We start from the raw sequence: 13,480 nt of genomic DNA, 5'->3' as shown, positions 1-13,480 counted from the left end.
CGCAAAAATTTATTTAAAATCTTATAGTTAGTTAAATATTAAAGTGTTATTTCTATAAATAGGAAATGATAAATCGCACAGTAATAAGCATTAAAACCAATCCAAAGAAGTCACGTGAACGATAACCTCTTTGATAGTTTCACACAGGTCGGGTAACCGATAGCGAGATCAGATCGCTATCGGGCAGTGGTCTGATGAATAAGTGAAGGATGAAATGTGAATAGATGAAGAATAATCGCTGATGAAACTTACAAGATGTTCAGGCCAAATAGTTCTTTAACATCAAACAACACGGTTTCGGTTCTTTCTCTCGAGACTTGTGTACCTTGGCGTAAGATATCGATGAGTTGCGCTTTGTCATCCAACAGTTCGGCTCTGCGCGCTCTTATCGGTCGAATCATCTCTTGTAGACACTCTTCCAATACCTTTTTAGTTTGGCCATCCCCTAACCCGCCTCTGCGGTAGTGATCTTTTAGTTCATTGACGTAGTGAGCGTCAGTATGGAAAGCATCAAGATAGGTAAACACGATGTTCCCTTCTACTTGGCCCGGATCTTCGATTCGTAGATGATTTGGGTCGGTATACATGGATTTCACTGCTGCTCGAATCTCTTTCTCGGTCGCACCTAAGTTGATAGCGTTGCCCATTGATTTGGACATCTTGCTCTTACCGTCCGTACTCGGAAGCCGAGAGGCGTTGCTAAGCAGAGGTTTACACTCATTTAAGATTGGCTTGCCCGCGAGTGAGTTAACTTTTCTCACGATCTCGTTGGTCTGCTCTAGCATCGGCAATTGGTCGTCACCAACAGGAATCAAAGTCGCGTTAAAGGCTGTGATATCAGCCGCTTGTGAAATCGGATAAGTAAGAAAACCAGCCGGAATTGAGCGACCAAACTCCTTGTTTTGAATCTCACTTTTAACGGTTGGATTGCGTTCCAAACGAGCGATAGACACAAGGTTGCTGTAGAACATGGTAAGTTCAGCCAGTGCTGGTAATTGCGATTGAAGGCAGATTGTGGTTTTTGTTGGGTCGATACCTACCGCTAGATAATCAGCCACCACATTGAGAATGTTAGACGATACCTTGGCAGAATTATGAGCGTTGTCAGTAAGCCCTTGCATGTCGGCAACCAATATCGTTTGGTCGTGAATATGCTGCAACGAAGTGCGCTGCTGAAGTGAGCCAACATAGTGACCCAGATGTAAAGGGCCGGTAGCTCGGTCGCCAGTCAGAATAATTTCAGGTTTGTTCGTGTTTTGAGGTGTTTTCATAAGGTATCTCCAAGTAATAAAAGCTACTGGAGATAAAAAGAGACGACATTCTTGGTGACATTCTTCACTACCTTCCAGCAGCTAAAGAATGTGAGTATTCCGTGCTGCTCTAAATAGAGCACCACCAAAAGAAAATTGAAGTTGAAGCGGAATTAAATTTCATGATTAAAACCTACCAATAATAAGAGTTAGCGACAACCCTTTTATTGGTAGACAATAAAACTAACGTACCGAAACCGGTTTTCAAGGCGTTTCAAAACAGGAACTATTGAATATGCACATCGTAAGTAAATGTATTAATTACATAAATCAATAATTCTAGAACGCATTGCTTGGTTGACGTTAAAGTGAGCATTCAAAAACTCGAGCTGTGCCAGAGCCGATTCAGCAGTACGCTCGTAACCTTGTGTAAAGCTTGGTAGCAATTGAGCAAACTTAGGAAAGCGTACTTCTAGCCTTCTATCCGACATAAATTCATCAACGAATTCAGGCTCAGACTGTTCCGTTTGCTCCACAAGACCAATCAAGCGATCGAGTGCGTAAGATTGAACGAACCGACTGCCCGACAGCTTTTCACCTCGATTATAGCGAGACATACCCACATAAAGATTGGTTAGTGCCTCACCAATGAGCCACTCTTGAGTGTTAGCGTGTGCCTCCCCTTTTACTGGTGGAACACAACACTGCGTATCAAATTCAGGTTGCTGCCAAACAATGCGCCCTTCAGCAAATGGAATATGCGCTAACTCGTGGGGTTCGAATACCGCAAACTCACAGAATATCCCATCGGCATAAAGTACTTTATAGCCATCGACCGTGTTCCTTACGGCATAGTCGATTGGAAGAATGTCAGATAACCAATGCAAGCTGTCTAAGAAATACTGCTTATGCCCCGTTTGCACTATCGCGAAGAAATCCACGTCTGAATATTGATCCAATCGCTCCGTTTCAATGCCAACAGAACCTAGCCCTAACAAGGCGTGCGCCTTACCAGAAGCTCTTAAAGATTCTCCAATCGCATCTAAACGTTGTAGGAGTTTTTCTGGTGTATTTGGTTGTTGTACTGGCATCGCTCTATCCCTATCAAATTGAGTGCCACTCAACCTAACTGACAGTGATAACAAGGATGAAGTCTAATTTATAAAATCTGTGTTTTAGGTAACGATCTGCGCAACTTATTGTTTCATTGAAGCGGATAAAACAGCCACGAGCACCCGCTTTTTATTCAATTTATAACGAAGACTTCGTTAAATACGCTGCCATTTCTTGCTCTGGAACCATACCGCCGCCTGTCGCCCAAACAAGATGAGTCGCGTTCGCTAACGTAAATTCGGCGATGCCTAACCTCTTCAGATATTCACTGTTATGCTCAACATGAATGGCGCCCGGCATACCAGCCAATGCTGAAGGCTCAAGTTGAATGCCCTCGGCTTGGTTCAATATGCCTAACAATTGGTACATACGTTCATCAGTTAATGTGTAGTAACCATCAAGCAAACGCTCCATCGCGCGACCGACAAATCCAGATGCTCGACCCACCGCCAAACCGTCTGCGGCGGTGAGGTTATCGATACCAAGATCTTGCACTGCAATCTCATCATGCAAACCAGTGTGAACACCCAGCAACATGCAAGGAGAATGAGTCGGCTCAGCAAAAATGCAGTGAACATCATCACCAAAAGCCATCTTTAAACCAAATGCAACACCACCTGGCCCGCCACCCACGCCGCATGGCAAGTAAACAAACAACGGATGCTGTTCATCAACCACAATGCCCTGTTGTTCAAATTGTTGTTTAAGTCTTTCTCCTGCCACCGAATATCCAAGGAACAGTGTCTTCGAGTTTTCATCGTCAATGAAGAAACAACGAGGATCCAATTCAGCTTCTTTTCGTCCTTGTTCAACCGCAACGCCGTAATCTTGCTCATACTCAACCACATTTACGCCGTGCTCACGCAGTTTGTTCTTCTTCCACGCTCTCGCATCGGCAGACATATGAACGGATACGGTAAAGCCTAATTTCGCGCTCATGATACCAATTGACATGCCTAGGTTCCCTGTTGAACCTACCGCAATACTGTATTGCTTAAAGAACTCACGAAACTCGGGTTCTAGCAATTTGCTGTAATCATCGCTTTCACTTAGTAACCCAGCTTCAAACGCGAGTTTCTCAGCGTGAGTCAGTACCTCATATATACCGCCACGGGCTTTGATTGAACCTGAAATCGGTAAATGGCTGTCTTTCTTCATCATCAAGCGCCCTTTAATAGGCTGCTGATAATGCGCTTCCAATGCTGATTTCATCGATGGGGTCTCAACAAGCTCAGACTCAATGATGCCATTGCTCACTTGAGTTTCAGGAAATGCTTTGGCTAGATAAGGAGCAAACCTTTGTAACCTCAAGCTCGCATCATGGATGTCTTTCTCATCCAAGCCGACATAAGGTAAACCGTGCTCCAGAGTCGTCACATTTGAGTTAAACCAAACCACTTCTTCCAATGCAATTAATTGTTGAAGTAATGGGAAATCTGAGATGAGTTTATCGATATTCAATTCAGTCATGGGTGACCTTCTCTGGTAAAGCGCGTACTGCGCAGGTTCAATCATTAGTAACCCTATTTAAACGGGATTTTGGTGTTTGTTCAAACGACGAAAAATCACACTTACATGAACTAAATTCATCTATGGCCTAATAGTTCGAGAATTAACTCAGCTAAAGCAAGTTATGATTAACTATAACTCATAGATATAGCTATGATATGACATCCACGATGTGTATCGAATTCCTCTTGTTTGAACCAAGGTGCCCTTAACGACATGTATAGCGAAGACAACCTGTACTCCAAAAATCAACGCTTAAACAGCCACCAGCTGTCAAAACTGCACACGTTTGAAGTGGCGGCTCGACATGGTTCTTTTTCACTTGCAGCCCAAGAATTATCGATGACACCAAGTGCGGTTTCTCATCGTATCAACAAGCTCGAAAGAGAAATGGATATACAGCTGTTTGAACGTGCGCACCGAAAAATCGCTCTAACAAGCGAAGGCAAACGCATCTATGCCGCATTGAGCCGCACCTTGAATGATCTAAACCAAGAGATTTTAGATGTTAAGAACGACGAAATATCGGGCACACTCACGATCTATTCACGACCGACATTTGCGCAGAGTTGGCTAGTACCTCGGATAGCGGACTTCAAACAACGTTACCCATCAATCACATTAAAGCTGCTAACGGGTAATGAAAATATCAGCTTTCAAGGACACGGTATCGATATTGCCATCTACTTCGATGATCTTTTTCCCGATAAACTTTTCTGCCAAGCATTCATGCACGAGAGCATGACTCCGGTTTGTAGCATTCAATACGCTGAGTTACACGGGCTTAATCAACAACCAGAGAACCTCAATAGAGCAACGTTACTGCATGACAACCAAGCATGGAACTACGATTCGAACCGCAATGAATGGGAAGTGTGGGCACAAGCGAACAAACTCAGCACTGTGCATTCAAACTCTAACATCGAGTTTGACCGTTCAGATCTCGCGATACTGGCAGCTATAAACAATGCAGGTATTGCCATTGGGCGATATAGCGTTGTATCGAAATATCTTAAAGACAATACGCTCATCGCACCGTTTGCTGAACCACCAGTTACGTGCAAACAACAGTATTATTTTGCGACGCCGTCAGAACACCAATCACCAAAAGTTAAAATGTTTATTGAGTGGGCTTTAGAGCAAAGAGATCAAATGTAGGTGTGTATGTTCGGATCGTGTGAGTAATACGGAGTACGTGGAATATGGGAATTCTTGGCACTTAACCTTCGCGGGCCTTTTACGAGCTTAGCTCCGGTGCTTTCTCAGGTTATGGAAGGGCTCAGCCTTAATTCTTCTGCTGCTGGATTTTTAACGGCTTTACCACTGTTAACCTTCGCCCTGTTCTCACCGCTAGTGACCAAAATATCTCAGAGAATTGGGCTTGAACCTAGCTTGCTGTTGGCTTTGGTCTTGATTACCACTGGGATCACGCTGAGGTCTTTTGGAGCGATTCCGACTTTATACATCGGCACCGTGATGATTGGGCTTGGTATCGCGATTGGCAACATGTTGTTACCCGTTGTAGTGAAAATTAGCTTCCCGACACGCATCGCTACTGTGACTTCTTTGTACATCTTTACGATGGGCATCGGCTCGACGTTAGGCTCAAGTTTGATGGTGCCATTTTCAGAGCTCACCTTGTTCACTACGACAGGTTGGCAATTAGCGCTGTTAATGAATTTGGTATTTCCAATATTAGCTTTGATGATCTGGTTGCCTAAAATCAGAAAACGCTCATCTTCGGCCAACAATAACAAGCAACAAGACAAACCTCTGCCGATGAAGAAGATGATTAAAAGCGGCGTAGCGTGGCAAGTAACGTTAGCGCTTGGGCCAAACAAGAAGGGTTACGGTGTCGCGACTCTATTGCTGACGACGGTTTTGATGTATTCACTTGGCGACAAACCAAATTTCCCTTTAAAGCGCTGACTAAAACGCCCTTCCGATTGGTAACCGCAAGACTGAGCCAACATCGCTACATTCTGTTGTCCGTTTTGCATCAGATAAAGCGCATGACTCAACCGAACTTCAGCCAACACCTCACGATATTGCATACCTTCCAACTTGAGCTTTCGAATCAGCGTGGCTCGGCTCATTGCAAAACGCTCCGCCACCGACTCTAGCGGATGCTTCTCATCTGGTGAGAGTGAAAGATAATGGCTGAGCTTTTGGCTAAACGAAACGTTGGCACTGGCAAACAATCGATGCAGCACCGCTTTTTCAGCTAATTGCTGGTACAAGCCCTGCAACCAAAACTGTTGAGTCTCTTTGCTCATGCTCTGTGTATCAAACGAGAACAGCGCGTTGAGTGAGTCTTGTAAGTTTCGATCCGCTTTCACTGTAGGCAGTCCCAGATCATTCGAACGTTCCTCACTTAAATCAAGCATCGCCTGAGAAGGTTGGAATTGAAAGCTGAATACTCGCGACAAGAAACGCCCTTTGTGGGGCATGTTCTCAAAACTTAGTGAAGCTGATACCTCACACAACAGCAGCTCAGAATGTGAGAGCTCTACCGCCGAATCTTTCCAAAACAGGCGCTTACTGCCTGTAATGATCTGAATGATACTAGGGGATAGAATCCTCACATTACGCAGCTTTTGTAACTGCTCTGCACGAAAGATCGTGACTTGATATTGATGATTCATCTCATCCCCTTGTTTACTTATTATGTACGTGTATAAGCTTTAAACGTACATAAGCTATTAACGTGTATAAGTTGCGGTCAGTTTCGCTTTGTCTAAAGCCATGCTGTTCAACGTGAATCCAACCACAGCCGACGGCGTATTTTCGTCTAGGTTGAGTTTATCCGTTGGCAATGCCCAAACAGTGAATTGATAACGGTGCATGCCATCTTTTTCAGGAGGACAAACGCCACCGTAGCCAACTGTGCCGTAATCAATACGACCTTCTTTGCCACCGACTTTAGAGATGTCGACACCGCGAGGTAACTCGTTCACAGTTGCAGGGATATCAAACGCAACCCAGTGCCAGAAGCCACTTTCAGTCGGAGCATCTGGATCATACGCCGTGATTGCAAAGCTTTTGGTGCCTGCTGGTGCATCTTTCCACATCAATTGTGGCGATAAGTTTTCGCCATCGCAGCCCCAGCTTGAGTATTCAAAGGTCTTCGCCATTGGATGACCTTCTTGAATATCATTACTCGTTAGTTCAAACGCCTGGGCGGTGCCTGCAGCTAAAATGCCAATTGCCAATACTGATTTAGTGAATGCTTTCATGATTGTGTTCCTCTGATTAGGTATGAACTCAGTATAGTCAGATCGGTCCGCCATAGAGTGACAATAAGTATACAATTGACTAACAATAGACTTTATAATGATACTTACTGCATTTTCTATTGTTTTTTGAAAAACATTCAACAATTGCTATTCAAAGGCACATCTTGGGTTCACGCTAACTAAAAATTGTCCCTAACAAATAGTAGAACCCTACTTATGCTTCCTATTTTGAAAGGCAGTCAGTAGATAGTCGATAAAGACCTTTTTACGTTTCGGCATCAACTGCCTGTCTGCATACACTAGGCTCACTGAAACTTCTGGCATCTCATATTCAGGTAACAAACGAATCAGCTTACCTGTCTTGAAGTGTTCCCGACAAATGAATTCAGGAAGCACCGCCAAGCCGAGCCCATCCACACACGCTGTTAGGCATGCCGTGATGGTATTCACCCGCAACTGACACGGTAGATCGATCAAAATCGACTCTCCGCCTTCTAATTGTAAATGCCACTTAGGTAGACGTGCCGCCTTGTTCACCACCTCAATCATCCTAAATGGAGGCTTAAGGTCATCGGGTGAAGAGATTTCACCGAACTGTTCTAAATACTCAGGGCTGGCTACCAATACACGCTTCGATGTTGTGAGGTAGCGAGAAACCAAGCTCGAGTCCACTAGCTCACCAATTTGTGCGTAAAGATCGATCCCCTCCGCAATGATGTCGACTTCTCGATTTGACAGTTCTAAGTTCAAAGTCACGTTTGGGTGCTCTTTTAGGAAACTGTGGATGTATGTGGCTAATACTTGATGTCCCAATTCGACAGGCAACACAACATTCAACTGCCCTCGGATCAAATCCTGATTGGCAGAAACCTCTAACTCAGCTTGGTTCATGATCTCTTGCATCTGCATGCTCGACTGATAAAAGCGCTCACCCTCTGGCGTTAAAACTAAACTTCGTGTCGAACGAGTGATCAACCTCACACCTAGGTGCTGCTCCAGCTCGTCTAGCTTTCGGCTGACGGTCGACTTGGTCATGTTCAATGCTTCAGCTGCGTGCGTGAAACTCCCACAATCAACAACTTGTGTAAAAACAGTCACAGCATTTAAGTCCATCGTACTTCTCCCAAAGCTATATTAGTAAGATTTTTGCAACAGTGTTTCCCTTTTTTCCTATCTTATCAATCAATCGAATTCATTTACAATTCGTTACATCTAAATAAAAACAAAATGAGAAACAAAAAATGACAGAGAACAATAACGCTTCGCAATCAGTAAGCACAAAAAAACGTAAAAAAGCTCCGCTTATTGCTACTGCGATCATGCTGTCATTAGGTCTTGCTGGTGCCGGATATTGGTACGGCTATGGCCAATACTTTGAATCTACCGACAATGCCTACCTACAAGGCGACATCACGAATATAAGCCCGAAGGTGTCAGGTTATATTGTTAAGTCTTACGTGAGTGATAACCAATCGGTTAAACAAGGTGACTTGTTGGTTCAAATTGATGATCGTGATTACCAATCTGCACTTGCTCAGGCGAATGCGCATTTAAGCGTCGTTCAATCAAGCGTACACAACCTTATCGCTCAACAAACGTTACAACGTAGCCAAATAAATCAAGCCGAGAGCCGTGTTGATTCCGCACAAGCTGAATACGAGCGTGCAATCCAACAAGTCGTGCGTTCTCGCAGCTTATTAAAGCGCAACTATGCTTCGCAAGATGAAGTCGACAGCATGGTCGCACAACAAAAAGTCACCCAAGCAGAACTTGAAGAAGCAAAAGCAAACCTCGTCGCAAGTAATGACCAACTAATCGTGATTGCGAGTGAAATCGAACAAGCAAACGCATCCGTGACTGAAGCTCAAGCACAAAGAGATCAAGCACAACTTAACCTTGATTACACCAAGGTTTACGCGCCAGCGGATGGCGTGATTGGTAAACGTAGCGTCCGTGAAGGCTTGCTGATTCAAGCAGGCGCGCCACTTATGAGCTTGGTACCAAACAACCAATTGTGGATTGAAGCTAACTTCAAAGAAACACAGCTAAGCGGCATTCACAAAGGCCAAACGGTAGAAGTCGAACTAGATGCCTTTCCGGGTCAGCCACTTGAAGGCGTGGTAGACAGCTTCTCCCCTGCAACTGGCGCCAAGTTTGCGCTACTGCCACCAGAAAACGCGACAGGTAACTTTACTAAAATCGTTCAACGTGTACCTGTGAAAATTACGATTCCAGATCAGCAAGAATTGAAAGGTCGACTGCTTCCTGGTTTGTCTGTGGTAGCGACCATCGATAAACGAGGCTAGATCATGAGTAATGCTGGTGTTGTCACCCAAACTAATGATGACGACGAGGTTTCTAGACGCCATTGGATCGCCCTATTTGGTGGTTTGATTGGCGCGTTTATGGCGATCTTGGATATTCAGATCACCAATTCGTCTCTCAAAGATATTCAAGGCGCGCTGTCTGCCACCTTAGATGAAAGCTCGTGGATCTCTACGTCTTATCTAGTCGCAGAGATGATTGCTATCCCACTCAGTGGTTGGCTTTCTAAAGCACTCGGTAAACGCCGTTATATCACGTGGACGACGGCCATTTTCACCATTTCATCTTTGTTGTGTTCGTTCTCTTGGAACATGACCTCGATGATCGTGTTCCGTGCGATGCAAGGCTTCAGTGGTGGTGCTTTAATCCCACTTGCTTTCTCGTTAGTGATTCAGTTATTGCCTGTTAACAAACGGGCTGTGGGTATGGCACTGTTTGGCGTAACCGCGACCTTTGCTCCATCGATCGGCCCAACATTTGGTGGTTGGCTGACGGAGAACTTTTCATGGCACTATATTTTCTACATCAATATTCCGCCTGCTTTGCTTGTGATCACCATGATCCGATATGGCTTGGATGATGAAAAGCTCGACCTTGGCACGCTGAAAAAAGCGGACTGGTTTGGTATTGCCACCATGGCGTTAGGGCTAGGTTGTTTGGAAGTGGTGCTAGAAGAAGGTAACCGTGAAGAGTGGTTCAGTTCGAGCTTTATTATTGGCTTGAGTATCGTGTCGGCGGTGAGTTTAGTTTACTTCGTGATAAACGAACTCCAACACAAAAAGCCATTGGTTAACCTGCGGCTATTGCGGGATGGGCAGTTTGCTATGTCTTGTATCGCCTATTTGATTTTGGGGATGGCGTTGCTTGGCTCTATCTATGTGCTGCCGATGTATCTCACTCAAATTCAGCAATATAACGCGATGGAAATTGGTGAAGTGCTAATGTGGATGGGTTTCCCACAACTTCTGATATTCCCAATTGTGCCCAAGCTAACACAGATCATTAAGCCTAAGTACTTGGTGACCTTTGGCTTCGCAATGTTCGGTTTCAGTTGTTACGTGAATACGCATATGACAATCGATTTTGGTGGCCAGCAGCTGATTTTGTCTATGGTTCTGCGTGCTATCGGTAGCCCATTTATTATGGTTCCGCTGTCTTTGGTTGCCATGAAGAACATCAGTAAAATGGACACGCCAGACGCATCAACTTTAACCAACGTGATGCGAAACCTAGGTGGTGCTTTCAGCATCGCGATTATCGCTACGCTATTGGATAACAAAACCCGTGAGCACTTGGCACACATCAAGGAGTCGTTACCTTCTGTGAGTCAACTTGGCTGGCAGACGCTTCAGCAACAACAAGCGTTTTTCATTCAGTCAGGAAGTGATGCTGCAACGGCGATGCAGCAAGCGCAAGCAAGCTTACTTGGTACAATGCAACGTGACGCTGCCATCATGGCTTACAACGATGTGTTCTTAATGATGACGGCGTTCTTGGCTCTAGCGGCAGTATTGATTTTGAACATGCGTGATTAGCGCTAGTTTTTTAGTAAGAAAACAGAGAGGTAAGCTTATCGGCTTACCTCTTTTTTATTTCTAAAACACGGATAACCCCACAAAAATAAGGTAAACGTAACCTGCGTTTTAAGGCTTTCATAAATGTTATCGAATACTCTTTAATTACCAATAGTTTATTGAGTGTTTGTATGTGATATAGGCACCTTGACAATGTGCAACCTGACACCTAGATTAAACATAACATTTGGTATTGAGGAAAATGGATTTGACCTTACCAACAGACCTGCGGGTTTTGATTGTCGACGACTCTAAGAGCGCAACAATACTTATTAAGCAGCAACTCTCGAGCTTGGGCATTTCACATGATTGCATCTTTATTGCGACCGATTATCGACAAGCCATCAAGGCGGTCGAGACGCACTCATTTCATGTACTCCTCATTGACTACCACTTAGAGCAATCCTTCACGGGGTTTGAGCTTTTGGGGATCCTCTATCGAAACAGGCTCATCGATCATACAGTCGCCACGATTCTTGTTTCTGGGGATATGCGTCAGGAAACCGTATTGACTGCCCTTTCTGGCGAAGCACATCACTTTGTTTCTAAACCGATCAATACTCAATCTTTAGGCAAGAAGATTCAAAGTGCTGTGTCCGTTTCGAAGAAACTCACCCAACTGAATGACTTATATCCGATCACTAATCTGGAACGATTGACACAAGCGTTAGCGATCTCCCCTAATGGCAATAGCGTTCAGTTTGAAGCGACGTTGATTGAGCACTTAATTGGAGGCAAAGAATGGGATTTGCTTTCAAGCACAATCAACAACTCAAACACGAATATGCACCCGACCAAATTAGTCGCAGAGGCATTAATTCTAGACAGCTTGGGAAAACCGAACCTAGCCATAGAAAAGCTCCACAATTACCTGATTGCTCAACCGTTGTCATTAAACGTTATTGATTGTTTAAGCTGCATTTATGAAAAACATAATATGTTACTGCCTGCACTTAAACTGGCCATAAGAGCGTTTGAAATGACGCCTAGCATCAGTCACCGTGCGATAAGAGCAATCGACTTGGCAGAAAACGTCGATAACACCCTGATGCTTATCAAGCTTGGTGAGATGTACGCGACGCATATATCGTCTGCCGACATTGATATTATTCATTCCATTGACGCTCACTTCAGTTCACTAAAGGCGACCTACCAACGTGAGACACAATTAAAGTACAAACGTATTCTGCTGGAACATGCTAATCAATTCACAGAGTTGGTAAATCTCAAACTTCCGGTAAAACAACAGCAACAAGTTCTGGCCAGCCTTGCCCTATTTCAAAGTAATATTTTACTCATTGAGAACAGCCCTCAAGTTGCTCACAAGAAAGTGATTCGAGCCTCGACACTGTTAGCAAATAACTTTTACAACCAACCCACTCACTTATTGCTTCAATTGCTGCCTCTTCTGACTTACTTTGGCGAGTACTCCCTGTACCACTTAGTTGCAGAGTGCTTAAAAGCTCGAGGGGAGACAATAAACCATCAACTTGAATCAAAAGATGTAGATCCTTCTACTTGTGTAAATATCGAAAATTCCGATTCCATCCAAGAACTAAAGGACTACATTCACAATTACCCATATTCAATTGCGGCGAAACTTGACTATATATATGCCGTCCATAAAGCTCATATAGAAGAAAACCTTAGACACGAATACTTGAAACAGCTCGCACAGCTAGAGCTTCCACCAAGATGGAGCCAATGGCTCAGTGATTCATTAAGATCTGGTTTTTCTACTAAGCCGCCCAGCCCATTTTCAACATACAGCCGACAGGAGTCTATATGCTAGATTTTGATGCCTTAAATGCCTACTTAGATAATGACAGAGAAGTAATTTTCGCTGTGTTGTCTGTGTATCAAGAAGACCATGGCAATTCATTAGAAGAGATACAAGAACTGGTACAGCAACAGGATTGGGGCAAGCTTCATTTTACCGTGCACACATTAAAAGGCATATTGGCCAGCTTCGGCGAAGAAACCGCTACCGTGGCCTTAGAAAGAGTCGAGCAAAACACACTTAATAAGCTTGCACCTCAAGATGATGATCTTTCTGTTATCTACAGCGAAATGAAGATCATCAACAAACAAATCGATGAGGTGCTCAGCACTTATTAGTCAATTCAATGAGCTTTTAGTATTCCGTAACAGCTTTTAGTCTTCACTAATCGGTTTTCTAGTTTTACGCAGCAAACAATGTCAGCTGAACAGGTTAAAGACCTGAGGTACTTTGACAACATGGAACCTCGACTCTTGCCACGTTCTCCTCATTTTCCCTATCAATTATATAGCCGCCCGCTCCTAAAAATTCACTCGGTTTATCTACATACGCCAATGCATAATACATACTTTATAAGCTATGCATGTTCATGTTTCCTATGAAAAACCGACACGCTCGATGAGATGTAAAATGGTTAAATACTTGTAGATCTTTTTGTGACGTAAGTATACGAAGTTGCATTTTATTTATTGG

At 44.0% G+C, this 13,480-nt stretch carries 11 protein-coding genes and 1 pseudogene; 6 read left to right on the top strand and 6 right to left on the bottom strand.

The window, feature by feature from the left end:
• Positions 1 to 248: 248 nt before the first annotated feature.
• The 3 genes from trpS to ACED45_RS05205 all read right to left on the bottom strand — a co-directional run bounded on the left by trpS (position 249) and on the right by ACED45_RS05205 (position 3,833).
• On the bottom strand, positions 249 to 1,271 hold the full coding sequence (trpS, locus tag ACED45_RS05215; protein ID WP_102267544.1) for a tryptophan--tRNA ligase: 1,023 nt from the start codon (positions 1,269 to 1,271) through the stop codon (positions 249 to 251).
• 296 nt (positions 1,272 to 1,567) lie between these two features.
• Complete coding sequence (locus ACED45_RS05210; protein WP_285954550.1) at positions 1,568 to 2,341, bottom strand: hypothetical protein; 774 nt, start codon at positions 2,339 to 2,341, stop codon at positions 1,568 to 1,570.
• Positions 2,342 to 2,501: 160 nt separating this feature from the next.
• Positions 2,502 to 3,833, bottom strand: a complete 1,332-nt coding sequence (locus ACED45_RS05205; protein WP_371713440.1) for a D-serine ammonia-lyase — start codon at positions 3,831 to 3,833, stop codon at positions 2,502 to 2,504.
• A gap of 255 nt (positions 3,834 to 4,088) precedes the next feature.
• Here ACED45_RS05205 and dsdC point away from each other — a divergent pair, with 255 nt between their 5' ends.
• Positions 4,089 to 5,030, top strand: a complete 942-nt coding sequence (gene dsdC, locus ACED45_RS05200; RefSeq protein WP_146491657.1) for a DNA-binding transcriptional regulator DsdC — start codon at positions 4,089 to 4,091, stop codon at positions 5,028 to 5,030.
• Between the two features lie 42 nt (positions 5,031 to 5,072).
• Positions 5,073 to 5,711 (top strand): annotated as a pseudogene (locus ACED45_RS05195) (MFS transporter); the annotation flags it as partial.
• 8 nt (positions 5,712 to 5,719) lie between these two features.
• Here ACED45_RS05195 and ACED45_RS05190 read toward each other — a convergent pair.
• The 3 genes from ACED45_RS05190 to ACED45_RS05180 all read right to left on the bottom strand — a co-directional run bounded on the left by ACED45_RS05190 (position 5,720) and on the right by ACED45_RS05180 (position 8,221).
• Entirely contained in the window at positions 5,720 to 6,517 is a 798-nt protein-coding gene (locus ACED45_RS05190) for a helix-turn-helix transcriptional regulator (protein WP_371713439.1), read from the bottom strand.
• A 57-nt stretch (positions 6,518 to 6,574) separates the two neighbouring features.
• The gene (locus ACED45_RS05185; RefSeq protein WP_371713438.1) at positions 6,575 to 7,108 is read right to left on the bottom strand and encodes a YbhB/YbcL family Raf kinase inhibitor-like protein; all 534 of its coding nucleotides are present in this window, start codon (positions 7,106 to 7,108) and stop codon (positions 6,575 to 6,577) included.
• A 210-nt stretch (positions 7,109 to 7,318) separates the two neighbouring features.
• Positions 7,319 to 8,221, bottom strand: coding sequence for a LysR family transcriptional regulator (locus ACED45_RS05180; protein ID WP_017097897.1), 903 nt, complete (start codon positions 8,219 to 8,221; stop codon positions 7,319 to 7,321).
• 128 nt (positions 8,222 to 8,349) lie between these two features.
• Between ACED45_RS05180 and ACED45_RS05175 the strand changes: the two genes are divergently transcribed.
• The 4 genes from ACED45_RS05175 (at position 8,350) to ACED45_RS05160 (ending at position 13,125) form a co-directional block, all read left to right on the top strand.
• A complete protein-coding gene (locus ACED45_RS05175; protein WP_371713437.1) occupies positions 8,350 to 9,414 on the top strand; it encodes an HlyD family secretion protein in 1,065 nt (354 codons plus the stop codon).
• Between the two features lie 3 nt (positions 9,415 to 9,417).
• Entirely contained in the window at positions 9,418 to 10,968 is a 1,551-nt protein-coding gene (locus tag ACED45_RS05170) for a DHA2 family efflux MFS transporter permease subunit (protein WP_017060506.1), read from the top strand.
• A gap of 241 nt (positions 10,969 to 11,209) precedes the next feature.
• Positions 11,210 to 12,799 carry a response regulator gene (locus ACED45_RS05165; RefSeq protein ID WP_371713436.1) on the top strand — a complete coding sequence of 530 codons (1,590 nt, stop codon included), beginning with the start codon at positions 11,210 to 11,212 and terminating at the stop codon, positions 12,797 to 12,799.
• On the top strand, positions 12,793 to 13,125 hold the full coding sequence (locus ACED45_RS05160; protein WP_017088494.1) for an Hpt domain-containing protein: 333 nt from the start codon (positions 12,793 to 12,795) through the stop codon (positions 13,123 to 13,125). Before ACED45_RS05165 ends, ACED45_RS05160 begins: the two co-directional genes overlap by 7 nt.
• The last annotated feature ends 355 nt before the right edge of the window (positions 13,126 to 13,480 follow it).

The organism is Vibrio crassostreae, assembly GCF_041439375.1.
GTDB lineage: Bacteria > Pseudomonadota > Gammaproteobacteria > Enterobacterales > Vibrionaceae > Vibrio > Vibrio crassostreae_D.
Note: the sequence above shows the minus strand (reverse complement) of the source record. Positions and strands in the feature narration are given on the sequence as shown.

What these genes read in the sequence shown, in the direction of transcription:
- trpS (WP_102267544.1), bottom strand. Translation starts at nt 1,271, where the DNA reads ATGAAAACACCTCAAAACACGAACAAACCTGAAATTATTCTGACTGGC.
- ACED45_RS05210 (WP_285954550.1), bottom strand. Translation starts at nt 2,341, where the DNA reads ATGCCAGTACAACAACCAAATACACCAGAAAAACTCCTACAACGTTTA.
- ACED45_RS05205 (WP_371713440.1), bottom strand. Translation starts at nt 3,833, where the DNA reads ATGACTGAATTGAATATCGATAAACTCATCTCAGATTTCCCATTACTT.
- dsdC (WP_146491657.1), top strand. Translation starts at nt 4,089, where the DNA reads ATGTATAGCGAAGACAACCTGTACTCCAAAAATCAACGCTTAAACAGC.
- ACED45_RS05190 (WP_371713439.1), bottom strand. Translation starts at nt 6,517, where the DNA reads ATGAATCATCAATATCAAGTCACGATCTTTCGTGCAGAGCAGTTACAA.
- ACED45_RS05185 (WP_371713438.1), bottom strand. Translation starts at nt 7,108, where the DNA reads ATGAAAGCATTCACTAAATCAGTATTGGCAATTGGCATTTTAGCTGCA.
- ACED45_RS05180 (WP_017097897.1), bottom strand. Translation starts at nt 8,221, where the DNA reads ATGGACTTAAATGCTGTGACTGTTTTTACACAAGTTGTTGATTGTGGG.
- ACED45_RS05175 (WP_371713437.1), top strand. Translation starts at nt 8,350, where the DNA reads ATGACAGAGAACAATAACGCTTCGCAATCAGTAAGCACAAAAAAACGT.
- ACED45_RS05170 (WP_017060506.1), top strand. Translation starts at nt 9,418, where the DNA reads ATGAGTAATGCTGGTGTTGTCACCCAAACTAATGATGACGACGAGGTT.
- ACED45_RS05165 (WP_371713436.1), top strand. Translation starts at nt 11,210, where the DNA reads ATGGATTTGACCTTACCAACAGACCTGCGGGTTTTGATTGTCGACGAC.
- ACED45_RS05160 (WP_017088494.1), top strand. Translation starts at nt 12,793, where the DNA reads ATGCTAGATTTTGATGCCTTAAATGCCTACTTAGATAATGACAGAGAA.